Origin of the sequence: Pseudohongiella spirulinae (genome assembly GCF_001444425.1) — a bacterium.
GTDB classification, from domain to species: Bacteria; Pseudomonadota; Gammaproteobacteria; order Pseudomonadales; family Pseudohongiellaceae; genus Pseudohongiella; species Pseudohongiella spirulinae.
On record NZ_CP013189.1, the window covers coordinates 832,326 to 857,704 of the forward strand.

The window sequence follows — 25,379 nt, forward strand, 5'->3', positions numbered from 1 at the left end:
CGGTGCTGTGGTACTCTTTGCGGCCTGACTCATATCATCTATCCGGAGAACAGCCTTGGCTCAGGCAGATTTAAGCATTTCTACGACCGCTGCCAGCCGACTGGCTGTGTTGTGTGTCGCATTCATCAATGGTTTTGTGATCATGTCCATCGAATTGCTGGGCGGGCGGGTTCTGGCTCCTTATTTCGGAAGCAGTGTGCACGTCTGGGGCAGCATTATCGCCGTGTTTATGTTGTCGCTATCCCTCGGATATTTGTGGGGTGGGCGGTTGTCACTGACTAATCCGGGTCCCAATACTTTTATTGCGTTTTTTCTGCTGGCCGCCCTGTTGTGTCTACCCATTATTTTTTTCGCCGATCCGGTGATGACCCAGATTTTTCTTAACGTGGAAGATCCGCGTTATGGCTCATTGATTACGGCCATGTTGCTCTATTTTGCGCCAATCTGTGTGATGGGCATGGTATCCCCTTACTCAGTCCGTCTTTTGGTGCTAAGTCAGTCGGAAAGCGGAGGAGTGGCTGGCATGCTGTATTTCGTGTCAACGCTGGGCAGTGCGCTTGGCACACTGGGTACGTCGTTCTATTTTGTCATGTGGTTTGAGATTAACCAGGTCATGTGGGGTTGCGTCGCAGCGCTATTGGCTTGTGCATTGATGATTGCGCTGACGCTTGGAAAACAACAATCAGGAGTCCGGACATGATGGCGTACACTCGCCTCAGCATCTTGTTTTTAATGTTGGCTTTCAGCGTTGCAGTGAGTGCCCAGCGCGAAGTCATTCATGAAGAGCGTTCACAGTACCGCAACGTACTGGTCACGGAATTTAACGGCCAGCGCTGTATGTTGTTCAATATTCACCGCGGCGACATGAATCAGACCTGCATTGATTTGCGCAACCCGCAGCGTCTGGTATTTAACTACACCAAAATGAGTTTTGCCGGTTTGTTACTTAATCCTGACCCTGACAATATTTTGGTCGCGGGTCTGGGTGGTGGCACCATCCCGATGGTCATGCGTGAATTGTTTCCTGAGGCAACAATTGATGTACTGGAAGTCGATCAGGCCGTTGTGAATGTTGCAAAAGAATTTTTTAATTATGAAGAGGACCAGCGTCATCAGGTGCATGTGGTTGACGCGCGTGTATTCATCAAGCGGGCCGGTTTGCAGGGTCGGCAGTACGATTACATTGTGCTTGACGCTTTTTCCGGTGAATACATTCCGGAACACTTGTTGACGCTGGAGTTCCTGCAGGAGGTGAAAACGCTCTTGAGCGACGATGGCGTGGTGGTCGCCAATACATTTGCCTCCAGTCAATTATACGATTACGAATCGGTGACGTATCAGGCGGCTTTTGGGGAGTTTTATAACTTCAAACGAGCAGGCAGTGGTAACCGGATTATTATTGCCATGAAATCAGAGCTGCCACCGCAGGGGGAACTGCGGCAACCGGCTCGTGATTTGTATGAGCGTCTGTTGCCTTACGACATTAATATACTGGAGTATCCGGCACTGCTCAGCACCCGCCCCGACTGGGACGAGTCGGCGCGGGTGCTGACAGATCAGTTTTCACCGGCGAATCTGCTGAACTGATCAGGCTGTCGCCTTTGGTCGTCGCTCCAGTAGTTCAAAGATGCCCATGCCTGCCAGCATGGCAACCACGAACACAATCGCTTTCATTTCACCGGCACCAAAAGCAACCAGTGCCGGACCCGGGCAAAACCCTGCCAGTCCCCAGCCGATGCCAAAACCCAGGCTGCCCATAATGAGACGGCTATCCAGGTCTTTTTTAGTGGGCAGCTTCAGCGGGGCTCCCAGCAACGAATGGGTGCGGCCACGCACGAATGTAAAGGCGATCACGCCCACCACGATCGCACCACCCATCACAAAGGCCAGTGAGGGATCCCAGGCGCCGGCCAGATCCAGAAACGATAAAACCTTGTCCGGGTTTGCCATGCCCGAAACCAGCAGGCCGATGCCAAAAATCAGACCCGTAACAAATGCACTTACGAAATATTTATTCATTGCATTCTCCTTTTGTGGTTCAGGCGCCAATGACATGACGAACGACAAAAACGGTGATAAAACCCGTGGCCATAAAAGACAGGGTGGCGACGATTGAGCGAGGCGACATCCGGGATATTCCGCATACACCATGACCGCTGGTGCAGCCTGCGCCGTAACGGGTGCTGATACCCACCAACAGCCCGGCAATGATCAATAGAGGATAATCCGCGTCAATCTGGATGGTCGGCAGGTCGGCAAACAACAACCATGCTGACGGGGCAAGCACCATCCCGCCAATGAATAGAGCACGCCACAAAATATCACCTTTCTGTGGCGTCAACAGGCCGCCCAGAATGCCGGAGATACCGGCAATACGGCCATTTATAAGAATGAACATAGCCGCGGCTATACCTATCAGTACCCCACCACCAAGCGCGGCCCATGGGGTAAAAGCAGCCCAATCGATAGTCATCAGTGTTCTCCCGTTAATTTACTGTCCTGGTTTGATTGCGGATTGCAATAGACTTTGTGCAGAGCTTGCAGAAGATCCAGTGCAGGGCCCTGTTTCACCCGATAATAGATGTGTTTGCCCTGTCGCCGGGTTGATACCAATCCGTCGCGGCGCAGCACACCCAGCTGCTGGGACAGACTGGGTTGGCGGATGTCCAGGGCCTGTTCCAGTTCACCGACGCACATTTCCTGTTGGCATAGCTGACAAAGTAGCATCAGCCGATCCTCATGTGCCAGCGAGCGCAGTAAATTAACAGCCTTGTCGGCATTGCTGCGCATGTCCTCAAGTTTGATGGCTTCCATCATGCTTGAATCCTCACTCTATGATTTCGATAGATATATTATATTTACAAATATATTGTTTTCAAGTATTTTGTTATCAACACTTTTAAGGAGGCTACTATGAACACCACAGCTCAAGTTTTAAGACCGCAAGTGCAGGCATTTCTTGATAATGACTCGGAAACCTTCAGCTATGTCGTTTATGACCATGAAGGCGGCCATGCTGCGGTCATAGATGCCGTACTTGATTACGATCCCAAGTCTGGTCGCACGCGCACTGACACGGCTCAGCAATTGGTTGATTTTGTTAAGCAAAAGCAACTGACTGTGGACTGGATACTGGAGACGCACGCACATGCCGATCACCTGTCAGCGGCGCCTTTTGTTCGTGACAATGTCGGTGGAAAAATTGCGATTGGCGAAAACATTGTGGCTGTGCAGAAGATATTCCGGGATGTTTTTAATCTTGAGAAACAGTTCCTGGTGGATGGAAGCCAGTTCGACAAACTGTTTGCCGAGGGTGAAAAGTTCTATGTTGGGGACATAGAAGGGGAGGTGATCTACACGCCTGGTCACACGCCGGCTGATATGTCCTGGAGAATCGGCGATGCTGTGTTTGTGGGTGACACCATTTTTATGCCAGATGTGGGCACGGCGCGCTGTGACTTCCCGGGCGGTGATGCACGAACATTGTACAAATCAGTACAACATCTGCTGAGCATGCCCGATGAAACACGGTTGTTTATGTGTCACGACTACCCCGGTGATCGTCGTGAGCATCAGTATGAAACAACAGTCGCAGAACAGAAAAAGCACAATATTCATGTTCACGACGGGGTGAGTGAAGACGAGTTTGTCGCTATGCGCGAAGCACGCGATGCGACACTGGAGATGCCGCGATTGATCCTGCCGTCCATTCAGTTGAACATCCGTGCTGGTGAAATGCCGCCGCCGGAAGACAACGGCACGGTATACTTCAAGATTCCTGTCAACAAGCTGTAATGATTGGCAGTTAACCTGAGCTGAAGTTATTCGCCAAGGATGGCGCGTAACTTTGGCATATCACGAATCTCAATTTCACGGTTTTTTACCGTGATCAGCTCTTTTTTCTGCAGCGCCGAAAATACCCGGCTCACTGTTTCAAGCGTCAGACCCAGATACTCACCGATATCACTGCGTGTCATATGCAGGATAAACCGATCTGGTGAAAGTTGGCAGCGGGCGTAACGGCTGGAAAGACTCAGCAGGAAGGAGGCCAGACGCTGTTCTGCTGTGTAGCTGCTCAGCAGAGTATGGATCTGCTGATCCTTGACTATCTCATTGCCCATAATGGCAAAAAAACGGCTTTGCAGGTTGGGAAGCTGGTGGCTGAGCTTTTCCAGTTGCGAGAATGGGATCTCGCAGATCGAAGAGTGCTCCAGCGCCATGGTCGACACTCCATGTTTGCGTGTCGCTATGCCATCCATACCGATAATTTCTCCCGGCATGTAAAAACCTGTGACGCGGCTCTGGCCGTCGGCACCAAGCACATAAGACTTGAAGCTTCCGCTGCGCACTGCAAACACAGAACGAAACTCGTCATTCTGCCGATACAGATGCTCGCCCTTGCGCAGCGGCCGGTTGCGCTCGATGATCTCGTCAAGTTGAACGATTTCGCTTTTGTTAAGAGAAATGGGCAGACACAGATCGCTCAGCCGACAACTGCTGCAACTGACACTGGGATTGTGCGGACACGGGCGGGCGCGCATTGGATTGGCGCTGCTGGCCAGGTTAGGGACTCGAGCTTCATTCATTGTCATTTTCCAACCCGCACCGTCATGATGTCACAGGGGGCGCCGTGCAGGACTTTGTTGGCAGTTGAGCCGAGCAGCAGCTTCCATCCGGAAGTGCCATGACTGCCGATAACAATCAGGTCAGCGCCCAGTTCTTCCGCTTTGTTTCGGACTTCCGTGGCCGCTGCACCAGCCAGCACGTATTGGTGATCTTTATCGATGCCGGTCTTGGCGGCGATGTCAGCTAACCTTTCCGCTGCAATGGCCATCGCCTCTTCCTGCAACTTGGTCATATTGATGGCATAAGCATCAATTGGATACGCCGCTGCTACCGGCTCTACGACATGCGTCAGAAACAGTTTCGACACATCCCCGTCAGCCAGCTCCACGGCACGTTCGATGACTTTGGCGGATTCGTTCGACAAATCCACCGCTACCAGAATTGTTGTATACGCCATCCTGATTTCTCCCGCCTCTGCTGGTCTTGCTTTTTTAATGTCTGAAGTGTAACCGAGAGCTGCCTAAATGAGAAGCTGGCCAGAGTAAGTGTTATCTGATTGATTAAGGTTGTGGTTTGACTTAATCTGGCTCCAATAGCGCAAACTAAACAGGGGACGGGAGATCACCATGGAGACGCTGAGCAAAATACTGGTCATCATTGAGCCTGAGCAGGATTCACAGTTGGCACTGGATAAAGCTGTCCGTCTGGCCAGAGAATCCGGTGCTGAGCTTGAGTTGCTGATTTGCGACCACAACCCCTACCTGGAAGATGGCTATTATTTTGATCCGCTGCAGGCTCGTCAGTTGCGTGAAGAGCATGTGGCCAATCATCGTCAGTTGCTGGAAGAGATGGCAACTGTCATCCGTGCGCAAGGGTTTACAGTCAGCGTTGATGCGTTGTGGGGAAATCCGCCTTATAAGCGCATTATTGATAAGGTGCTCAAGTCCGGGCCTGACCTTCTGGTGCAAAGCAGCCGCCATCACGAAAAAATTTCACGGCTGCTGCTGTCCCACCAGGATTGGCAATTGCTGCGCTACTGCCCGTGTCCGCTGCTGCTTGTGAAAGACAAACCGTGGCCGGCTCACCCGGTGTTTGTAGTAGCTGTGGATCCGACACACGTCAATGACAAACCCGCCGAACTGGATAACCAGCTCACTGCCGCTGGTCAAAAGTTTGCGGAACTGACAACAGGCGAGTTACATATTTTCCACTCCTGCTATCAACCGCCGGTGTCCGGTCTTTATCCAGTCAAGGTCGATCTGGAGCTGTACAAGCAAAAGACAGCTGACATTTTAAGCAATTTTTCATTAAGCGATGAGCAGTTGCATATTGAAGAAGCTGAGGTGAAAAAATCATTGCCGGCACTGCTTGAGCGACTTGATGCGAGTGTTCTGGTGATGGGTGCCGTATCACGCTCTGCGCTGGATCGCTTTCTGGTTGGCAGCACGGCAGAGCGTTTACTGGATAAAGTCCATCAGGATGTGCTGGTATTGAAACCTGAGGGTTTCAGAGATACGGTGAAAAAAGCCATGCCAACGAGTCTCTGAGCCTGACTGGCAAAGAACGTTCACGCAGCCAGTTCAATGTGGCCGCGTCAGCCAGGTCAGCTTTGCGCCAGAAATAATCCTGGAGTTGGGCGTTAATTGTCTCGGAGAATAGCTCAACCCCCAATTCATAGTTGAGACGCAGACTGCGCGGGTCGATATTGGCCGAGCCAATGAGAGAGTAGTTGCTGTCAACCAGTAATAATTTGCTGTGTACAAACGGCGCTGGCTGATAGCGAATATCCAGACCTGCTTCCAGCAATTGTTTGACTGAATTCCGCGACGCCCAGTCCGCCAATTTTATGTTGTTGTGCCCCGGCAGCAGGATGGTCACCTTGACACCGCGCAGGTGGGCCGCAATAAGTGCGCCGATCAAATCGAATGTCGGAATAAAATACGGGGTCATGATCAGCACCTGATGTCTGGCGGCTGATATAACCCCGTTGATCAAGTGGCTGAGCTTATCAAGATCCTTGTTCGGCCCATCCAGGATAACCCGGCTCCAGACCGCTGCGTCGACTTCGTTGACGTTAGTGCCACGAAAATGGTGCGCATCCGGATCTGCGCAGCAGTAGTACCAGTCCTGCCAGAATGTCCACTCCAGTTCATCAACTATTTTGCCCTGCATGCTGAAATGAATGTCCTGCACGCGATGGCGATTGTGAATTATTTCGGCCAGATGACGGTCACCGATATTTTGCCCGCCTGTGAATGCCGTCAGGCCATCAACAATCATCACTTTGCGGTGGTTGCGCAGGTTAATGTTCAGGGATGGCGGAAAGAGTTTGACCGGATTGAAGCGTGTGAACCGGATGCCCAGCTTTTTGAGAGTTCGACCGATTCGGGGAATGCTCATCAGCTCCCCAAGACCATCCAGAATGACTCTGACTTTTACGCCGCGCTGCTGCGCTGCCGCCAGCGCTCTGGCGATATCCTGGCCGGCATTGTTGCTGTCAAAAATATAAGAGGCCAGCAGAATCCTGTCGCTGGCCTGATTGATCGCGTCGATCATGGCGGGATAAAGACTTTCGCCATTTTCATAGATGGTGAAGTTCGTGCAACTGCTCAGGCCTTTGCGAGAGAGGTTTTCGCCGATCGTGGAAAGCGGACGAAAGTCGGTGCCGTCCGGGTGGATGATGGTCTGCAGAGCATCGCGGTGCACTTTGGTGTTGTAATCGCGTCTTGCCCGGGTTCTTACGCGGTTGATGCCAAACAGTAGATAAAGGACCGGGCCGGCAATTGGCAGAATGATACACAGTGCGATCCAGCCAAAAGCAGAGCGTGAGTCGCGCTTGTTCAGAAGAGCATGACCGGCTGTCAGCAATCCTGCCAGTATGATTAACAGTGGCAGTAACCAAAGCATCAGAGATTGCGTTGAGTCATTCCACATGAGCTTTATCCGCTAGTCAGTGTAACGTCCGCCATCAATGCACAGTGATCAGAGAAGTCGCGCCAGTTATCGCCGGCAATGCGCTCGCAGTGTTGAATGCTGAAGCCGCGCAGGTAGAGCCGGTCCATGGCCAGCATAGGGAAAAACGCCGGAAATGTCTCGGCGCATTTACCGTGAACAATTTCATGGGCTTCACACAGGCCAAGGGAATCTTTGAGCGTGCGATGCGTGGTGCGCCGCCAGTCATTCAGGTCGCCGGCAATGATCATGGGTGCACCTTCGGGCACTGTGCGGTTGATGTAATCAATCAAGTGCAGTGTCTGCAGACGGCGCTCTCGCTCAAACAGTCCTAAATGGATGCATAGCAAGTGAACGCCATCCGCGATAGTGCCATGCAAAAAGCCGCGTTGCGAAAAGTTAACGAAAGAGGCGTCGATGTTATCCCAGCTGACAAAGGGCAGTTCACTCAGGATTGCGTTGCCGTGATGGCCGTGCTGGTAGATGGCATTTTTGCCATAGGCATGATGAGACCAGACCGAGTCTGCCAGAAACTCCATCTGTGAATCATCCGGCCATTGTTGCAGGCGCTCGCGATGGCGTCGGTTATCACCGACCACCTCCTGTAGAAAGACGATATTGGCTTTGCTGGCGCGCAAATGCTCCCTGATGTGAGAGAGCACCAGACGCCGTGGACCTGTCGCAAAGCCCTTATGAATATTGAGCGTCAGAATCCGGAACTGTGTTGCCGTCATATCAGTTGGTTTGACGCTTGTGTTTCATGACCAGCACATCGCACGGAGTGTCATACAGGATCTTTTCGGCTGTGCTGCCGACAATGGCCTGCTCAACAACGTTGCGGGATAAGGCACCCAGTACCAGAATGTTCACCTTCTCGCGATTGACTACATGGCTCAGGGTTTTGGCAACATCGCCACGTGCCATGATGACGTCATCCTCATCAATATCGTGATCACGGATCAGCTCGCACAGTTTTTGCCAGTGAGCCTCTTTGACTTTGCGCAGATAGGTGTCTGCACCAGTCACTTTGGGAAACATGGTGCTCATGTCAGGGAAATAGCAATGGAAAACCCGCTTATTCAGCTGCATTGATTTAGCCAGGCTGGTGGCTGTTTCCACCAGCAGGTGGTCCAGTTCGTTTTGCTGAGACTTGCTGTGCATCGGGTCCACTGAGGCCATGACCGAACCGTCTTCCGCCCAGGGCTGGGCTTTGACCAGCAACAGCGGATAAGGGCAGTTTTTTACCAGCTTCCAGTCTGTATTAGTGATCAGTATGCGTGCCAGGCGACCTTGCTGCTGAACGCTTTTCAAGGTGATATCGGGTTTGAATTCCCGAATCTTGCGCAGCAACATCGCGGCGCTGTTTTTGTCTGTGCTGAACTGTGTTTCAGCGGAAATGCCCTGAGCCTCGAAGCGCTCTTTAAGCGCATCCAGTTTTGCTTGATAGTGCTCGGCGAACAGTTTTTTCTGAGAGGAGAAAAAGCGACTGGTCAGGCTGCTGGTGGCGGCGTCCTGCTGATCAAGCACATTAGGCTTGTTCATCAGCAGCAGAACCTGGGCACGATAATAAAAGGCCAGTAATATGGCACGTTCAATTACAAAGTCCTTGTCATTGTCCGGGTCGACAATGACAAGAATTCTATCCATTTTGTTCACAACTGCTACCCCGGACGCTGCCTGATTATTGTCAGCGCCCATATTGGGTAATCGTCGCTGGTATTGTCAAGAATGAATGGTGCCGGATATGGCCTGCATCAAGTATTCAGGCAGTGCAAATGAGGCGACATGGATATCGGGCGTGTAATAGCGGCTTTTGATGCCTGCCGCCTGCCATCGCTGCCGGACCGTCGCCACATCCAGCTGACGATGAGCTGGTGTGTCGCTGGCCCATGCAAAGGCCATGATGCCGCCGACATAGGTCGGTACCGCTGCACTGTAAAAGTGCGAGTCCTTGAACAGGCGACTGAATCGCTGCGCGGTATTGCGAACCTCATCGGTTTGCATGAAGGCCACGCCATTCTGGGTGACCAGAATGCCGCCGGGGTTCAGACAGCGTTGGCAACCGGCATAAAAGTCTTTGGTGAACAGCACTTCACCGGGGCCGTGTGGGTCGGTTGAGTCTGAGATAATTACATCAAAGGTCTGGTCAGTGGTCTGCACGAAGTCAAAACCATCGCTGATGACGATATTGGCGCGGATATCATTGTAGGCTCCGGCGCTGTGCGATGGCAGATACTTGATGGCCATGTCAATCACGGACTGATCGATTTCGACCTGGGTAATGTGCTCGATACTGGCGTGCCTGCACACTTCTCGCAGAATACCACCATCACCGCCACCAATAATCAGAACGCGTTTGACCGCCCCGTGAGCAATGATTGGCACGTGCGTCAGCATCTCGTGGTAAATAAATTCATCACGTTCGGTCGTTTGCACGACGCCATCAAGAGCCATGACCCGGCCGAAGACCTGATTCTCGAAAATCATCAAGTGCTGATGGTCGGTCTTGTGTTCAAACAGCACGCTGTCAACACTGAATGATTGACCGTAGCCGGTATACAGAGTTTCAGTCCACTGACGTTCGCTCATCAGAAAACTCCAATAAAAAAGGCGTGCCTTACCGTCTGGTAGTGCACGCCTGGATTGGTCAGTTGGTTATTGTTCGCTACCGGGTTGGGTCAGACCGCGAAGTTGCTCGCCGACGGTAACGCGGGTCGGACGGAAGGCTTCTTTAAGGATCGGTACGGCTTTCTCTGGCTGGGCATCGCCACACATGAATATGTCAAAAGCGGCATAACCACGCTCAGGCCAGGTATGTACGCTGATATGGGATTCTGCCAGCACCGCTACACCTGAGATGCCACCATTGGGTGTGAAGTGGTGCATATGTATATGCAGCAATGTTGCGCCGCACTGAACCACGCAATCACGGAAAGCCTGTTCCATGATGTTGAGGTCAGTCAGGTTTTCGGCACCCCAGAAATCGATCAGCAGGTGTGTACCGGCAAATTCAAGGCCATTTCTGCGGATAAAATGGTCTTTCGCTTCAGCTTCCGGTTCCCCGGTAAACGTTGGCCATTCACTCTCATTCGCACTGGTGTCGGTTGGTTTGAGAGACTCTTTTTTAAAGGAGGAGATTGCGCTCATATTCCTTTCCCCAAAAAAAGATGGCGGTGAACTCATAGGCCGTCTGTTTTGCTGTGATTAAGCAGTTGCCGTCTGGACTATAAGCCTCCACACCATGCGTTGTTAAAATAGATGATTTGTCTGATGCTGATCTGCGGAAATTTGCAAGAAGCGACAGAGGGGGAGCAGTTTAGTGATTTTTTGCGGAAATACAAGTGCTTTGGGCACTTTTTTTCAGTCGGCACAGGAGCTTCGATTAGAGATCGGGCCGGGTGGCGGGTCGCAGATTGCGCCCGGCCGCATCCTTCTGCCACTCAGCCGGCGGGGGGGAACTCAACCTCGCCGCTGCGCGGCTCGGGATTCGGACAGTCCCGCCCGCTGATCGGCTGAGTGGCAGAAGGATAAACGCGACCTGAATGGGCGCAATTCTGCGACCCGCCACCCGGCCCTTGTGCCACTCTGCGGGCGTGTTCCGGTTGCTTTCAAGGAAAGTCTGCGAGGGGAGCGTTGCTGCAGCGTGGCATTGAGGGCGGGGAGGTCCGTGGTTGGCGCAAACCTTTCAGGCAGGAGGCAGTATGCAGGAGCAGACCATTCAGGCAGCGCTTATATTTTTTCCGGCCTCCCGAAAAGCGGGCGGGACTGTCCGAGTCCCGAGCAGCTTGCTGCGAGGTCGAGTTCCCCCCTGCCGGGAGGCCGGGGAAAATATGCTGCCGGTCTGCTCCTGCATACTGCCTCCTGCCGGTTTGTGCCAAGCACGGGCGTCCCTGCCCGGGGTCAATAGAACTACTGAGCCTCGCGGATCATGTTGCGGGCGATGATGATCTGCTGGATCTGGCTGGTGCCTTCGTAGAGACGGAACAGGCGCACGTCGCGGTAGAAGCGTTCAACGGCGTACTCGGAGATGTATCCGGCGCCGCCGTGGATTTGTACGGCGCGGTCAGCCACGCGGCCCACCATCTCAGTCGCGAACAGTTTGCAGGCGGCGGACTCGGTGCTGATGTTCAACCCTTCGTCGCGCTTGCGGGCTGCGTCCAGAACCATGCAGCGAGCCGCATAAGACTCTGTTTTGGAGTCGGCCAGCATGGCCTGGATCAGTTGATGCTCAGCAATGGGTTTACCAAATTGCTTGCGCTCTATGGCGTACTTAAGTGCATCGTCGATCAGACGATCCGCGATGCCTACGCTGAAACCGGCGATGTGCAGGCGGCCCCGGTCCAGTACTTTCATGGCCGTAATGAAACCTTCGCCTTCGGCGCCTATCAGGTTTTCTGCCGGCACACGGCAATCTTCAAAAATCACATCGCAGGTCAGTGAGCCGGCCTGGCCCATCTTTTTGTCGATGGCGCCCAGGGTAATGCCGGGTGTGCCTTTTTCGACGATAAACGCTGAAATACCCCGCGCACCCTTAATATCGGGATTGGTGCGGGCCATCACGTTAAAGGTGTCTGCCACCGGACCATTGGTGATGTAACGCTTGGTACCGTTGATAATATAGTGGTCGCCGTCACGCACGGCTGTGGTTTTCAGGGAACCGGCATCAGATCCGACATCCGGTTCGGTCAGGCAGAAACAGCCAACCCATTCGCCGCTGGCGTACTTGGGCAGGAATTTTTGCTTTTGCTCTTCAGTGCCATCAAAGACGACTGCTGCTGACCCAATGCCATTGTTGGTGCCCAGAATGGAGCGGAATGCGGGGGAGGTGCGGCCCAGTGCAAACGCGACGTAAATCTCTTCTTCCATGGTCAGACCCAGACCGCCGTACTCTTCCGGAATGGTCATGCCAAACAGGCCAAGCTCCTTCATTTCCTGGATGATTTCATCCGGAACTTTGTAGTTTTCGGCCACTTCCTGCTCAATCGGAATCAATCTGTCACGGACAAAACGCTCAACGATATCAATCAGTTGATTGAGGGTTTCCTGGTCTCGGATCATGCGTAACCTCTGTAAGTAAAAGCAGTGCTTTATTCATCGAACGAAAGTTCGACATAATACCCCGAACGGCTCCCGGAGTCGATCTGCACGCTCAGGTTTGCTTGTGCTACCATTGCCAGCCTGCAAATTCTGTATGTTATGGGGAACAAGAGAATATTTCTATGAGTCAATTACACGAAGCCTTCATCTATGATGGCGCCCGTTCGGCGTTTGGCCGCCATGGCGGTGCATTGTCGCCTCTGCGTCCTGATGACCTGCTGGCGCATGTGATCCGCACGGTAGTGGGTCGCAATGTCTTCAGCCCGGATGCTTATGAAGATGTCATCATGGGTAACACCAACCAGGCCGGTGAAGATTGCCGCAACGTCGGGCGCTTTGCCGCGCTTCTGGCCGGCATGCCGACAACGGTCGGCGGTTTGACCGTTAACAGGCTTTGTGGTTCAGGTCTGGCTGCTGTGCTCGACGCCAGTCGGGGTGTAAAAACAGGCGAGGGATCTCTGTTTGTTGCCGGTGGTGTGGAGTCCATGAGCCGGGCCCCCTTGATTCTGTCAAAGGCGCAGAGTGCTTTTGATCGTGGTCAGCAGATTGCCGACAGCACCCTGGGTGCGCGGTTCACCAATCCGCTGATTTCCAAAAATTTTGGCGACGATACCATGCCGCAAACGGCCGATAACATCGCCAGCGATCTGAATATCAGCAGAGAGGAAAGTGATACCTTTGCTGCAGCATCGCAGGCTAAATATGAGGCAGCACGCGCAGCCGGCTTTTTTGCTGAGGAAATTATCCCGACCGAGGTGCCGCAGGGCCGCAAGAAACCGCCATTGATTGTCGATGCCGACGAGCATCCGCGTCCGCAATCGACTATAGAAGCACTGAGCGGATTGCGTCCGCTGTTTGAAGGCGGCGTCGTGACGGCCGGTAATGCATCCGGCATCAACGATGGTGCGGCTGCTCTGATTATAGGCGACCGGGCTGTTGGTGAAAAATACGGGGTGAAACCACGTGCCCGCATTATTTCCGGAGCCATCGCCGGTGTTGAGCCGCGCGTCATGGGATTGGGTCCGGTGTTTGCAATTCGCAAGGCCCTGCAACGTGCAGGTCTCAGCCTGAAAGATATGGATGTCATAGAGATCAACGAAGCCTTCGCGACCCAGGTGCTGGGTTGTCTGAAGATGCTGGAGGTCGATTTCAACGATCCGCGCGTAAACCCCAACGGTGGAGCTATCGCTGTGGGGCATCCGCTGGGTGCCTCCGGTGCGCGCATAGCAATCACAACCCTGCGTCAGCTTGAGCGTACTGGGGGCAAATACGCCGTCATCAGTCTTTGTATTGGTATCGGTCAGGGTGTTGCCGCCGTCATCGAACGGCTGGATTAACGATCAGTCAAACTTTTCTTTTCACAAATTAAACAAGTAAGGGATTCACTCATGTCTAGTGTTGTCAGTTACGAAGTGATCAATAATGTTGGTGTCATCAAGGTCAACAGCCCACCCGTTAACGCACTGTCCCAAGCTGTGCGCGAGGGCATTCTGAATGCGGTTCAGGCCGCCCAGAAGGATGAATCGGAAGCGATTGTGCTGATGTGCGAAGGTCGCACGTTTATAGCCGGTGCCGACATTACTGAGTTCGGTAAGCCGCCAATGGAGCCGTCACTGCCGGCGATGCTGGCAGTGCTTGAGAGCTCTTCCAAACTGGTGATTGCTGCGATTCACGGCACAGCACTGGGTGGTGGATTCGAGACTGCACTGGCCTGTAATTACCGTTGTGCGGTGCCGTCTGCAAAAGTGGGTCTGCCGGAAGTCAAACTGGGTCTGTTGCCCGGCGCCGGTGGCACACAGCGTGTGCCACGCATTGCCGGTGTTAAAGCGGCTCTGGAAATGATTACTTCCGGTAATCCGGTTCCTGCTGCACAGGCCAATGACATGGGGCTGATTGACGAAGTGCTGGCAGGCCAGGATCTGCAGGCTGAAGCCATTGCCTACGCTCGAGAACTGGTCGAATCCGGCGCTCTGCATAATCGAGTTCGCGATATCACCATTGATCCGGCCAGCATCGAGCCGGGCTTCTTTGACAATTACCGCAAGCAGGTCGCCAAACGCGCGCGCGGCCAGATCGCGCAGGATCGAATCATTTCCTGTGTTGAAGCGGCGGTAAACCTGCCTATGGATGAAGGCCTGGAAGTGGAGCGCAAGCTGTTCTCAGAGCTGATCACTTCGCCCCAGTCCAAAGCCATGCGACATGCGTTTTTTGCTGAACGTGAAGCAGCCAAGATCAAGGGCTTGCCGAAAGATACACCTGTACGTGACATCAAAAAAGTGGCCATTATTGGCAGTGGCACCATGGGCGGTGGTATCGCCATGTGTTTTGCCAACGTCGGTATTCCTGTACAGCTGGTAGAACTGAACCAGGAGGCGCTGGATCGCGGACTTGGCGTTATTCAGAAGAATTACAGCATCACCGTCAAAAAGGGCAAGCTCTCAGAAGCCGACATGGCAAAGCGCCTGGCTCTGATCACGGGTACTACCTCGTATGACGATATAAAAGACGTAGATCTGGTCATTGAAGCGGTATTCGAAAATCCAGATATCAAAAAAGAAGTGTTCACCAAGCTCGATGCCACAGTCAAACAGGGTGCCATTCTGGCGACCAACACGTCCTACCAGGATGTGAACATGATTGCCGAAGCCACCAAACGTCCTCAGGATGTGGTCGGTATGCACTTCTTCAGTCCGGCTAACGTGATGAAGTTGCTGGAAGTCGTGCGTGGTGATAAGACTGCCGATGATGTGCTGTCTACTGTAATGCAGCTTGGCAAGAAGATTGGCAAAGTGTGCGCGTTGTCACGCGTGTGCTACGGCTTTATCGGCAACCGCATGCTGACTGGTTATGGTCGTCAGGCACACATGTTATTGCTGGACGGCGCAACACCGACACAGGTGGATTCGGTCGCTGAAAAGTTTGGTATGGCGATGGGGCCGCTGGCGGTAGGCGACCTGGCTGGCCTGGATATTGGTTACAAGGCCCGTCAGGCGCTGGCAGAGAAACCCGATCCACGTACCTGCATTATTGCTGACGCGCTGGTCGAGTCCGGACGTCTGGGTCAGAAGTCTGGTGCCGGGTATTACAAATACGATCCGGCGACTCGTGCCCGTCAGGCCGATCCTGAAGTTGAGCAGCTCATCAAGGATAAAGCCAAAGAGCTGGGTATTACCCAGCGCGACATCAGTGAAGAGGAAATTGTTGATCGATTGTTCTTCCCGCTGATCAATGAGGGGGCACTGATCCTGGAAGAGGGCATTGCCCAGCGTCCCGGGGATATCGACATCGTATACCTGTATGGTTACGGTTTCCCGGTCGCTAAGGGTGGTCCCATGTTCTATGCCGACCAGGTGGGACTGCAGAAAGTCTATGATCGCATCTGCGAATTCCGCGACACACTGGGTGCGGATTTCTGGCAGCCGGCGCCGTTGCTTGAGAAACTGGCCAAAGAAGGCAAGACCTTTGCTGACTGGGCCAAAGAAAACGGCTGAGGCGCTGACCATACGGACTCACTCAAGGAGAAGACATGATTTCCTATCAGACTGCGGCGCCGGGTGCGCCGCTGCAGAAAGTAGAAGCACAGACGCCGGCGCCTCAAGGGACTGAGGTGCTGGTGAAAATGGTTGCCTGTGGCGTGTGTCACTCAGATATTCACCTGCATGACGGCGAGTTTGATCTGGGGCACGGTAAAAAACTGGAGGTTGGGCGACCTGGCGCTGTTTTGGGTCACGAGATTTTCGGTGAAGTTGTTGCCGTTGGCCCGGATGCTGAAGGCGTGAAGGTGGGTGACCGCCGTGTTGTGTATCCCTGGATCGGCTGTGGTGATTGCCCCAGCTGTCGTCGCGGCGAAGAACATTTGTGCACACCCGGACGTGGTCTGGGTACCGTAGCGCCCGGTGGTTTTGCCGATCATGTCATGGTGCCGCATCCACGTTACCTGTTTGACAAAGGGGATGTGTCTGACTCGCTGGCTTCTACATATGCCTGTTCCGGTCTGACTGCCTACAGCGCGCTGAAAAAAGTCGGTCCGCTCACTGAGGGCGACGAAGTGGTGCTGATCGGTGCCGGCGGCGTCGGCATGATGGCGTTACAGATAGCTTTGGCGCAGGGAATTCAGCCAATTGTGGTGGATATTGATGAAGCCAAACTGGCTGCCGCCAAAGAGCTGGGTGCCAAAGCGGTTTTTAATTCCGGCGATAAAGCCTCGGTCAAAGCCATTAAGCAGATGACAAATGGCGGTGCTTACGCTGCTATTGACTTTGTCGGTGCAGAGGCATCAGTCAATTTTGGTATGGGTTGCCTGCGCAAGGGCGGCAAGATCATTATCGTCGGCCTGTACGGTGGCGCTCTGAATGTGCCGCTGCCGTTTATCCCCATGAGTGCTCGGATTATCCAGGGTACTTACGTGGGCAGCCTGCAGGAAATGGGCGAGTTAATGGAGCTTGTGCGGGCCGGCAAGATTGCGCCCATACGTATTGAAGAGCGACCCCTGGATCAGGTTACCCAGGCTTTGGCGGACCTGAAGGCAGGCAAGGTGCAGGGCCGGGTTGTGCTGCGGTCCTGATTGTCTCCCGGGAGGTTCTGGCCTACACTGATCTCTTGTTTGCCTGTACAAGAATAACTGGAGGTATGGATGCGTAGGCTGGTTTCCCGAACGTTTATTGCTGCTGCATTGTTGGCAGGTATTTCCTCTGCTATCGCTCAGACACCGCTTTCCGGCTTGCCTATGGCAACGCCGGAGAGCGTTGGCATGTCATCTGAACGTTTGCAGCGGATTGACGATTTTACTCAGCGCTATATTGATGATGAGCTGGTGGCGGGTACTGTCACGCTGGTTGCCCGCCAAGGCCGGGTGGTGCATTTCAGTGCTCAGGGCATGAAAGACGTTGAACGCAATCAGCCCATGACCACCGACACCATTTTCCGCATGGCGTCCATGACCAAGCCGATAGCCTCAGTCGCGCTGATGATGCTGTATGAGGAAGGCTGGTTTCAGCTCGATGATCCGATCTCAGACTGGCTGCCCGAGTTCAGCAATATGATGATCGAGATCGAAAATGCCGACGGCACGACTCGTCTGGAGCCTGCACAGAATCCCATCACATTCACGCATATCCTCACCCACACCGCCGGACTGATGAACAGCTATCGCGGCGATATTCAGCGTTATTCGGAAGTCGCCGCCGTGCGCGGTGAGGAAAACCTGGCCAGCTGGACAGAGCGCCTGGCGACTCTGCCGCTACGTTATGAGCCCGGTACCCGCTGGGAGTATTCACAGGCTACCAGTGTGGTCGGCAGGCTGGTTGAGGTGATTTCCGGACAGGATCTGGATACATTTTTCCGCGAGCGAATTTTTGAGCCCCTGCAGATGCGCGACACGCATTTTTATCTGCCGCGCGATAAGGTGAACCGTTTTGCCTCTCTGTACGGACCCGATGCCAGCAATGAAAATCGTATACGCCTGACTGAGGTGGGTGATGAGCGCAGCAATTACGTCGCAGAACCGCGCAATTTCTTTTCTGGCTCCGGTGGTCTGGTGTCCACGGCGCACGATTACATCCGCTTTCAGCAAATGATGCTTAACGGTGGCGAGCTGGACGGTGTGCGTTTGCTTGGATCCAAAACGGTTGAGCTGATTTTCGCCAATCATACCGGTGATCTGCCACTGTGGCTCAGCGGTCCCGGAATGGGTTTTGGCCTGGGTTATTCCGTGGTTCTGGATCGTGCAGTCGCACATACCTCTGACAGTGAAGGTTCCGTCTCGTGGGGAGGTGCCTTCGGTACGCTGTTCTGGATAGATCCTGAAGAAGAGCTGGTGGCCATCATCCTGACGCAGGTGCGACCTTACTCACACATTAAAATCCGGGAAGGATTCCACAATGTGGTGAATCAGGCGATTATTGATTGATAAAGTTCATACGGCCGCCGCCCTGCAATTTGTGTGGCGGTGGCACTCGCTATTTGATTTTGCGATTTTACGATTTTTTGTAAAAAAATCTGAAACTCCTGATTTTCTCATCTATAACTCTTTAGGGTATGCATTGCACGAACGATACTTATTCGCGCTGTGCTGCTCAGTTTGTCTTTATAAATCAAAAGGGAGTTTGATCATGAGAGAGCTTGATTGTACCGAAATAGAAATGGTTGGTGGTGGTTTCATTCCTGCTATCCAGGCTGTTGTTTATGGAGTTGGATTGCTTGCCGGGAACACAGCGGTACGAACAACTGCAGTTTGGGCGGCTCAGGGTATTGTTGGTGGTTCTGCATTTGCTGCTGTGCAGCATGTCGTAGATCAGAGCTGATTGTTAATGACAAAGTGCTGGCGGTTTAGGCTGCCAGTGCTTGATGACCAGAGGGGGAAGTGAAATGGGCGCTCGATTATTTGCCCTGACTTACTTTTCGGTATTTGCACTCCTGCACTTCATTGATGCGGGCCTGAACTACGCACTATTGATTCAAAGTGAGGGAAGTCACTTTTATGTTGACAAGGATCTATTGAGTTATTTATTTGAGCCGGTGAACATCATGATGGTTGTTGTCTCTACCGCGATGATTTATAAAATGGAGAGCGATCACAAAAGGGCAGCATCACTGGTTAATTCCGGCTGGATGGCTTTGTTATGCACGCCGCTAGTCTTCTTGGGTATGAAGGCGATCTCGGCGATAAACAGCTTTTTGATTTATGTTGGCTATGAATATTCCTTCTTGGGTAAACAGTTTTTTGTTGATTCGGGTACTCCGTCAGTCATAATTTCATTCGTAGTCTTGGCTGTAATATTCTCAATTCCAGCGAGTATTTATTTGCGAAAACGCTACTTATTTCGAATCTGATTGGTGATATCCCATCGAAACCTGTCGCTCAACCAGACTAATACTAATGCTCCTGCAAAGGGGGCACATGTTGCTGCTAAGGTTCGAAACACGGATTCAAGTGAGAAACCAAAATTCGGCACAACCATGGTAAAGGAAAAAAAGTACCAGCTGATAAAAATGTAAATAAGTGCGCTATCTTTGAAACCAATGAACCGGCCAGTAATTGGTTCTCGCAGATATCGGGGGATAACGATTGTAGCCAGCCCGGCAGTAAGAATGCCATTAACAGCTGGGCTATAAGTAGATATTATGTCACTGAGTGCGAACAATGATTTCACCTTGCTACGATGCGTTCTAGCTATGGATCAAAGAGTACTGTTTTCTATGTGCTACTAATATCATTTTTATAGCAGTGTGAACTCTGCATTGCCAATTTAATTCTGATATCAGGAATGCTCATCATGGCAGGAACAATCGCTGTAGGTTTGATTGCTATCGCTGCATATTTGGCTGGAGTCTCGGTCTGGGTTCTGCTGGTAGCAATCACAGTCGGGACTTGGGTTGAATATCGCTGGATTCATAAGCGTAAAGAAGATAAATCGGACTTTCAGTAGAGTGTGGTTTTTTGGGGGAGTACACCCAAACTTGCGATTACTGGAAACCCACCCCAATCGGGCGCATAATGCGCCCGTTTTTCTTTATCGGACAACCATCATGACAGCGCGCGAATGGTTCTGGATTGTGTTTCTGGGCACAGTCTGGGGCGGCTCTTTTATTTTCAATGCTCTATTGATTAGAGAAGTCGGGCCGCTGTGGGTGACAGCATTGCGGGTGAGCATTGGCGCGCTGGGGTGCTGGCTGTTTTTATTTGTGATGCGTAAATCGGTGCCACGAGACCCGGTGTTGTGGCTGAAGCTGGGTATGCTCGGTGTTTTGAACTACGCCATACCCTTTGCCCTGTTTCCGATGGCGCAGGCCAGTCTGGCAAGCGGTGTGGCAGCTATCGTCAATGCACTGACACCCATTGTCACGGTCATTGTTGCGCACTTCTGGGTGAACGGTGAACGCATTACCGCTACCAAAGCGGCAGGTGTGGTGGCTGGTTTTGCCGGCGTGACCATATTGGCTTTGCCGGCACTGAAAGGCGGCGGTGAGACGCGATTATGGGCGATTGGTGCCTGTCTTCTCGCCACACTGTGTTACGCGCTGGCATTGAATGTGGCGCGCAGTTTTCGTGATGTGGAACCGACAGCATTAACGTCGATCGCATTGACCGGTGCTGCGGTGACATCGCTGCCGGTCGCATTTATCGGTGAAGGCCTGCCCGCGATGACCTTGCCGGGCACTTGGCTGGCGGCGCTGGCCATCGGCCTCATCTCAACGGCATTTACCTTTCAGATTATGTACCGGTTGCTGCCATTGGTGGGAGCGACCAACTTTTCGACTACTACACTGATCGCCCCGGTTTCGGCCATTGTGCTGGGGACTGTTATTCTTCAGGAAGTGATTCTGCTATCGCATCTGACCGGCATGCTGGTGATTTTTCTGGGCCTCACGTTTATTGACGGTCGTTTGCCACGCCTGGTGCGCAGCCGATTGCGTTAACTGCCCGTCATCATGCTTTGGGCAATGTAATCAACACCCGCTGCCCATCAGACTCGGTGCTCATGGCCAAACTATCCACCGGTTTGCCCAGAGGTATCTGGCGTGTGAACTGACTGCTGCGGCGGAAATTTCGGGTCATGCCGTTAGCTGAATTGTTCTGCGAGGACGTGACCGTACCGCTGACGGTTAATGTCTGACCGTCAAGCTGAGAGCTCAGTTCAAGTTCGCTTCCTTCCGGGACTGTGATGTGAACGTAGTAGGCGTCGTCGTCCTCTTCAACCCTGAAGTCTGGCTGCGCGCTTTGGAAGTTGAACTGACTGCCGCGCATGCCTGCACCCATGTTAAACAGACTGCTCTGCATCATGTGGTCCATTTGCTGCTGCATGCGGTCGAGCTCAGCAAAAGGATCCCAGCCAGGATCCCATAGGTTGGCCGGGGCTTGGTTTTGCGGGGTAGCGGGTGCCAGGCGCTGCAGCCAATCTGGTTCAGGTTCAACATTGTTGTCGCTGAGCGTTGCGACCTGCTGTTGCAGCTGCCAGTTTGACCAGGCCAGCCAGGCGATGAGTGTCAGGCAGAGACCCAGCCCGGCAGCCAGTGAATACAAGATGGTTTTGTTCATGGGCGTCACCCTCCTGAAGAAATCCGATGATTCAGATAGGGGCTTTTGGCGGAATTTCAAGTATTGTGGGTTGTTATAGAGTCGGCAGGCTTTAGCTCCCTTCGGCCGGGGCGCGTGTTCCCCGCGGAAGTGGGGATGATCCACTGGGTCTCCAGCTACTCCTGCCTGAACCGCTTGATATGAAACGGCAACCCATCCAAGGTCTGAAAATCCGCACACACCAGCTTGGTCAGCTCTGCATTCATGGGCAGCAGGCTCAGGCGCAGACCAAAGATACCGAAAGCAGCATTCAGAGTGGCGGTAGTTGATGGGCCCCTGTTGTTCTCGATGTCAGAAAGTGAGCGACGACTGATGCCGGCCAGCTTGCAGAAGTCTGACTGGCTCATGCCAAGCAGGCCTTTGCGCAAGCGTTTCAGTAGTTCTCCCTCGGAGATTGTTCCCGTCAGATTTAACAGGAGCTGTTCGCGCAAGAAATCTTCACGACCAGTGGCAGACAGGTCGAGTTTTTTCATGGCAGTAATCCCCACTTCTTCAGGCGATTGTCGAGTGTCTGAAATCCGAATGTTGGCATGTTGAGCAGACGATCGCTGACGCCTCAATCGCGCAGTAGATCATGCAGAGACAGCAAGGCTGCGTCGTGCCAGATTCCTCCCAGATGGGTTTGAATGGTCAGCTTCATGACTTCTCCTGTACTTGTGCGCAATATAATGCTCATAAATTGTCGATATGTTAATTATTGAGCAGAATAAGACTCAAAAATTAATATTATGATAATTTATGAGTAATTTAATGCTCATTTAGTGGATTTTACTTGCAATAACGCTTGTGAATCTCAGTCCACACTGACATAGATGCTGCTGATTTAACTGATTTGACTTGCTACACTCTTGGCGGTGATCAAGACTTACTTATTGGAGGTGCCCCTTGCAGGATCTGGAAACTTTCCGCGCGGAAACCCGCGCCTGGCTGGAGGAAAACTGCCCGGCCTCGATGCGCACGCCCATGCCCGAAGATGAAGTGGTCTGGGGTGGCCGCAACGCTGTTTTCAAAAACCCCGACAGCAAAATCTGGCTGGAGCGCATGGCTGATAAAGGTTGGACCACACCCACCTGGCCGGCCGAATACGGCGGGGGCGGTCTGAGCAAGGCGGAGAGTATGGTGCTGGCAGAAGAGATGCAGCGTATCAAAGCGCGTCCGCCACTGGTCAGCTTTGGCATCAGCATGCTGGGGCCGGTGCTGCTGGAGATGGCCACCCACGAGCAGAAGCTGGAGCATATTCCGAAGATTGTGCGGGGCGAGATTCGCTGGTGTCAGGGTTACAGTGAGCCGGGTGCCGGGTCTGATCTGGCCGGCCTGGGCACAAAGGCCATCCTGGATGGCGACGAGTACGTCATCAACGGCTCCAAGATCTGGACCTCTTATGCCGACAAGGCCGACTGGATATTCTGTCTGGTGCGCACCGATTTTGAGGCGCCCAAACATAGCGGTATCAGTTTTATCCTGTTTGATATGGCGTCGCCCGGAGTCACTACCAAACCCATCAAATTGATCAGTGGCAACTCGGTGTTTTGCGAAACTTTTTTCGATAACGTGCGTGTGCCCGCAGGCAATGTGGTGGGTCGTTTGAATGATGGCTGGACCATCGCCAAGCGACTGCTGCAGCACGAGCGCACCATGATCTCCGGCTTCGGCCTGAGCAGCGGGCGCAATAATCGGGGCGGTCTGGCCGACGCGCTGCCTCAGACGGCCATGCACTATCGGGGTGATACCGACAAACTGTCAGATCCGGCGCTGCGCGATCAGATTGCCCAGTTCATGATCGACAGCGAAGCTTTCTCGCTGACCTCGCAGCGCTCAGCGCAAGAGGCCAAGCAGAGTAAGGGGCCAAATGCCACATCCTCCATGCTGAAGAATTACGGTTGTGAGCTGAACAAGCGCCGCTACGAACTGGCATTGAAGGCAGCAGGCACCCAGGCGCTGGGTTGGGAGTCGCTCACTGATGATGGCAGTGACTTCGACGCCAGGGAACTCGATACCACGCGGCAGTGGTTGCGCTCCAAGGGTAATTCCATTGAAGGCGGTACCTACGAGGTACAGCTTAATGTGATTGCCAAACGAGTGCTAGGGCTGCCGGACATGACCTCCATGGTCGCCAACACCAGTAGCAAGAAGTAAGGGAGGACTCACTCATGTCATTGGTATTAAATGAAGATCAGGTGATGCTGCAGGAATCGGCGCGCGATTTCTGTCGCGAAAAAGCGCCGGTGACGGTGCTACGGCAACTGCGCGACAGTCAGGATGCGCGCGGCTATTCGGATGAGCTGTGGCAGGCCATGGTGGGTCTGGGATGGGCCGGTATGGCCATACCTGAAGCCTTTGGTGGTTTTGAGTTTGGTTATTCGGGTCTGGGTATTGTGCTGGAAGAGACTGGACGAACCCTGGTACCGACGCCGCTGATTTCCACTGTGCTGCTCAGTGCGACCGCCATCAATCTGGCTGGCACAGAAGCTCAGAAAGCTGAGCTGTTGCCGAAAGTGGCAGGCGGTGAAACAGTGCTGGCCTTTGCGCTGGAAGAAGGTGCTTTGCACAATCCATCGCGTATCGCCATGACAGCCGAAAAATCCGGCGACGGTTACGTGCTGAACGGCAGCAAACAGTTTGTACTGGATGCCCATGTTGCCGATCACTTTGTGGTGGTGGCTCGTAGCAGCGGTGCAGCCGACGATGCCGACGGTATCAGTCTGTTTGTAGTCGATGCCAAGACGCCGGGCATCAGCGTTCAGCGATTGAACATGGTCGACAGCCGCAATGTTGGTAATGTGCAGTTCGACAACGTCAAGGTGCCTGCAGGTGCGCTACTGGGGGCTGAAGGTCAGGGGCGTGGCGCATTGGAGCAGACCCTGGATATCGGCCGCATCGGTCTGGCGGCGGAGATGCTGGGCGGCGTGCAGGAAGTGTTCGAGCGCACCGTCGAGTACCTGCAGCAGCGCACCCAGTTTGGCGTGCAGATTGGCGCCTTCCAGGCTCTGCAGCATCGCGCGGCTATCATGTACTCGGAGATTGAGCTGTGTAAGTCGCTGGTGCGTAAGGCTTTCGCCGAACTGGATCGCGGTGATGATGCCGAAGACATCCCGGCCTTGGCCAGTATGTGCAAAGCCAAACTTTCTGAGGTGTATGAACTGGTCAGCAATGAAGGAGTACAGATGCACGGCGGCATTGGTATGACTGATGAATTTGACATCGGCTTCTTCCTGAAGCGTGCAAGGGTGGCGCAACAGACTCTGGGTGATGCCGGTTTTCATCGGGATCGTTATGCCCGCCTGCGGGGATTCTGAACCAGGCTATATCAGGCTTCTGAGCTGGGGGCTCGGTCTGTATGTAATGCGATGGACCGCAACGGATTAATGCTGACAGAGGCGCTCAGTGCCGGGCGCCCTTGTCTTTTTCCTGTGCGATGCGCGCTTTCAGCTTCTGGCGGCAGCTCAGTAACAGCAGTCGTCGGAACAGTTCCTGCAGGTCCTGATCTGAGGGCTGTGGCTGATCTTCCTTGCCTGACCAGTTCAGGCAGGTCTCGCTGGAATCGGCATCCACCACCTGAAGCTGTGGTTTGCCATCGTGAACACTGGCGTAGATGAAATATCCTGACATGCTAACCTCTCTTATTTGAGAACTGATATTGGCTTTTATCGTAATGAGAATCATTATCATTAAAGTGCTGCCCGAAATC

28 protein-coding genes are annotated in these 25,379 nt (G+C 53.2%); 14 read left to right on the forward strand and 14 right to left on the reverse strand.

Annotated features, from left to right (window positions below):
* Nucleotides 1-55: 55 nt before the first annotated feature.
* Together PS2015_RS15875 and PS2015_RS15880 are read left to right on the forward strand one after the other, a co-directional pair.
* A complete protein-coding gene (locus tag PS2015_RS15875) occupies nt 56-700 on the forward strand; it encodes a fused MFS/spermidine synthase (protein ID WP_335338254.1) in 645 nt (214 codons plus the stop codon).
* Nucleotides 697-1,587: a spermidine synthase gene (locus PS2015_RS15880; protein ID WP_250636817.1), complete on the forward strand. Its 891-nt coding sequence runs from the start codon at nt 697-699 to the stop codon at nt 1,585-1,587. Before PS2015_RS15875 ends, PS2015_RS15880 begins: the two co-directional genes overlap by 4 nt.
* Here the strand turns inward: PS2015_RS15880 and PS2015_RS03990 are convergent, their stop codons facing one another.
* Genes PS2015_RS03990 through PS2015_RS04000 form a run of 3 tightly spaced genes read right to left on the reverse strand, consistent with a single transcriptional unit; the run spans nt 1,588 to nt 2,817 of the window.
* Nucleotides 1,588-2,019: a DUF6691 family protein gene (locus tag PS2015_RS03990; RefSeq protein ID WP_058021012.1), complete on the reverse strand. Its 432-nt coding sequence runs from the start codon at nt 2,017-2,019 to the stop codon at nt 1,588-1,590.
* 19 nt (nt 2,020-2,038) lie between these two features.
* The gene (locus PS2015_RS03995) at nt 2,039-2,473 is read right to left on the reverse strand and encodes a YeeE/YedE family protein (protein ID WP_211271216.1); all 435 of its coding nucleotides are present in this window, start codon (nt 2,471-2,473) and stop codon (nt 2,039-2,041) included.
* Complete coding sequence (locus PS2015_RS04000) at nt 2,473-2,817, reverse strand: ArsR/SmtB family transcription factor (protein ID WP_058021014.1); 345 nt, start codon at nt 2,815-2,817, stop codon at nt 2,473-2,475. The genes PS2015_RS03995 and PS2015_RS04000 overlap by 1 nt, the downstream gene beginning before the upstream one ends.
* Before the next feature lie 96 nt (nt 2,818-2,913).
* Here PS2015_RS04000 and PS2015_RS04005 point away from each other — a divergent pair, with 96 nt between their 5' ends.
* Nucleotides 2,914-3,795, forward strand: coding sequence for an MBL fold metallo-hydrolase (locus PS2015_RS04005; protein WP_058021015.1), 882 nt, complete (start codon nt 2,914-2,916; stop codon nt 3,793-3,795).
* A gap of 26 nt (nt 3,796-3,821) precedes the next feature.
* Here PS2015_RS04005 and fnr read toward each other — a convergent pair whose 3' ends face one another.
* Nucleotides 3,822-4,586 carry a fumarate/nitrate reduction transcriptional regulator Fnr gene (gene fnr, locus PS2015_RS04010; protein WP_156412649.1) on the reverse strand — a complete coding sequence of 255 codons (765 nt, stop codon included), beginning with the start codon at nt 4,584-4,586 and terminating at the stop codon, nt 3,822-3,824.
* A gap of 2 nt (nt 4,587-4,588) precedes the next feature.
* A complete protein-coding gene (locus tag PS2015_RS04015; RefSeq protein ID WP_058021016.1) occupies nt 4,589-5,023 on the reverse strand; it encodes a universal stress protein in 435 nt (144 codons plus the stop codon).
* A 169-nt stretch (nt 5,024-5,192) separates the two neighbouring features.
* Here PS2015_RS04015 and PS2015_RS04020 point away from each other — a divergent pair, with 169 nt between their 5' ends.
* The gene (locus PS2015_RS04020; RefSeq protein WP_058021017.1) at nt 5,193-6,113 is read left to right on the forward strand and encodes a universal stress protein; all 921 of its coding nucleotides are present in this window, start codon (nt 5,193-5,195) and stop codon (nt 6,111-6,113) included.
* On the opposite strand, the gene PS2015_RS04025 is transcribed toward PS2015_RS04020, so the two are convergent.
* From PS2015_RS04025 to PS2015_RS04050, 6 genes are all read right to left on the reverse strand, one after another.
* Complete coding sequence (locus PS2015_RS04025; protein ID WP_058021018.1) at nt 6,073-7,500, reverse strand: phospholipase D-like domain-containing protein; 1,428 nt, start codon at nt 7,498-7,500, stop codon at nt 6,073-6,075. The genes PS2015_RS04020 and PS2015_RS04025 overlap by 41 nt on opposite strands.
* Before the next feature lie 5 nt (nt 7,501-7,505).
* A complete protein-coding gene (locus PS2015_RS04030; RefSeq protein WP_058021019.1) occupies nt 7,506-8,252 on the reverse strand; it encodes an endonuclease/exonuclease/phosphatase family protein in 747 nt (248 codons plus the stop codon).
* Nucleotide 8,253: 1 nt separating this feature from the next.
* Nucleotides 8,254-9,165: a universal stress protein gene (locus PS2015_RS04035; RefSeq protein WP_169792267.1), complete on the reverse strand. Its 912-nt coding sequence runs from the start codon at nt 9,163-9,165 to the stop codon at nt 8,254-8,256.
* Between the two features lie 75 nt (nt 9,166-9,240).
* The gene (speE, locus tag PS2015_RS04040) at nt 9,241-10,107 is read right to left on the reverse strand and encodes a polyamine aminopropyltransferase (protein WP_058021021.1); all 867 of its coding nucleotides are present in this window, start codon (nt 10,105-10,107) and stop codon (nt 9,241-9,243) included.
* Between the two features lie 66 nt (nt 10,108-10,173).
* Complete coding sequence (speD, locus tag PS2015_RS04045) at nt 10,174-10,665, reverse strand: adenosylmethionine decarboxylase (protein ID WP_058021022.1); 492 nt, start codon at nt 10,663-10,665, stop codon at nt 10,174-10,176.
* 762 nt (nt 10,666-11,427) lie between these two features.
* Nucleotides 11,428-12,576 carry an acyl-CoA dehydrogenase family protein gene (locus PS2015_RS04050; RefSeq protein ID WP_058021023.1) on the reverse strand — a complete coding sequence of 383 codons (1,149 nt, stop codon included), beginning with the start codon at nt 12,574-12,576 and terminating at the stop codon, nt 11,428-11,430.
* Nucleotides 12,577-12,737: 161 nt separating this feature from the next.
* Between PS2015_RS04050 and PS2015_RS04055 the strand changes: the two genes are divergently transcribed.
* The 8 genes from PS2015_RS04055 (at nt 12,738) to PS2015_RS04085 (ending at nt 21,033) form a co-directional block, all read left to right on the forward strand.
* Nucleotides 12,738-13,952 carry a 3-oxoadipyl-CoA thiolase gene (locus PS2015_RS04055; protein ID WP_058021024.1) on the forward strand — a complete coding sequence of 405 codons (1,215 nt, stop codon included), beginning with the start codon at nt 12,738-12,740 and terminating at the stop codon, nt 13,950-13,952.
* A 51-nt stretch (nt 13,953-14,003) separates the two neighbouring features.
* The gene (locus PS2015_RS04060; protein WP_058021025.1) at nt 14,004-16,106 is read left to right on the forward strand and encodes a 3-hydroxyacyl-CoA dehydrogenase NAD-binding domain-containing protein; all 2,103 of its coding nucleotides are present in this window, start codon (nt 14,004-14,006) and stop codon (nt 16,104-16,106) included.
* Between the two features lie 35 nt (nt 16,107-16,141).
* Nucleotides 16,142-17,179: an alcohol dehydrogenase gene (locus PS2015_RS04065; RefSeq protein WP_058021026.1), complete on the forward strand. Its 1,038-nt coding sequence runs from the start codon at nt 16,142-16,144 to the stop codon at nt 17,177-17,179.
* 69 nt (nt 17,180-17,248) lie between these two features.
* A complete protein-coding gene (locus PS2015_RS04070; protein ID WP_058021027.1) occupies nt 17,249-18,523 on the forward strand; it encodes a serine hydrolase domain-containing protein in 1,275 nt (424 codons plus the stop codon).
* Nucleotides 18,516-18,917 carry a hypothetical protein gene (locus PS2015_RS04075; protein ID WP_058021028.1) on the forward strand — a complete coding sequence of 134 codons (402 nt, stop codon included), beginning with the start codon at nt 18,516-18,518 and terminating at the stop codon, nt 18,915-18,917. Before PS2015_RS04070 ends, PS2015_RS04075 begins: the two co-directional genes overlap by 8 nt.
* 64 nt (nt 18,918-18,981) lie before the next feature.
* Nucleotides 18,982-19,446 (forward strand): hypothetical protein, encoded by a 465-nt coding sequence (locus PS2015_RS04080; protein ID WP_058021029.1) that lies wholly within the window; start codon nt 18,982-18,984, stop codon nt 19,444-19,446.
* Between the two features lie 443 nt (nt 19,447-19,889).
* Complete coding sequence (locus tag PS2015_RS15575; RefSeq protein WP_156412650.1) at nt 19,890-20,042, forward strand: hypothetical protein; 153 nt, start codon at nt 19,890-19,892, stop codon at nt 20,040-20,042.
* A gap of 31 nt (nt 20,043-20,073) precedes the next feature.
* Entirely contained in the window at nt 20,074-21,033 is a 960-nt protein-coding gene (locus PS2015_RS04085) for a DMT family transporter (RefSeq protein WP_237113370.1), read from the forward strand.
* A 10-nt stretch (nt 21,034-21,043) separates the two neighbouring features.
* On the opposite strand, the gene PS2015_RS04090 is transcribed toward PS2015_RS04085, so the two are convergent.
* Nucleotides 21,044-21,652: an Hsp20/alpha crystallin family protein gene (locus PS2015_RS04090; RefSeq protein WP_058021031.1), complete on the reverse strand. Its 609-nt coding sequence runs from the start codon at nt 21,650-21,652 to the stop codon at nt 21,044-21,046.
* A 155-nt stretch (nt 21,653-21,807) separates the two neighbouring features.
* Nucleotides 21,808-22,164, reverse strand: a complete 357-nt coding sequence (locus PS2015_RS04095; protein WP_058021032.1) for a helix-turn-helix domain-containing protein — start codon at nt 22,162-22,164, stop codon at nt 21,808-21,810.
* A gap of 412 nt (nt 22,165-22,576) precedes the next feature.
* Here PS2015_RS04095 and PS2015_RS04100 point away from each other — a divergent pair, with 412 nt between their 5' ends.
* Nucleotides 22,577-23,827, forward strand: coding sequence for an acyl-CoA dehydrogenase family protein (locus tag PS2015_RS04100; protein ID WP_058021033.1), 1,251 nt, complete (start codon nt 22,577-22,579; stop codon nt 23,825-23,827).
* A 14-nt stretch (nt 23,828-23,841) separates the two neighbouring features.
* Nucleotides 23,842-24,987, forward strand: coding sequence for an acyl-CoA dehydrogenase family protein (locus tag PS2015_RS04105; RefSeq protein WP_058021034.1), 1,146 nt, complete (start codon nt 23,842-23,844; stop codon nt 24,985-24,987).
* Between the two features lie 85 nt (nt 24,988-25,072).
* Here the strand turns inward: PS2015_RS04105 and PS2015_RS04110 are convergent, their stop codons facing one another.
* Nucleotides 25,073-25,300, reverse strand: a complete 228-nt coding sequence (locus tag PS2015_RS04110; protein WP_156412651.1) for a hypothetical protein — start codon at nt 25,298-25,300, stop codon at nt 25,073-25,075.
* Nucleotides 25,301-25,379 lie beyond the last annotated feature (79 nt).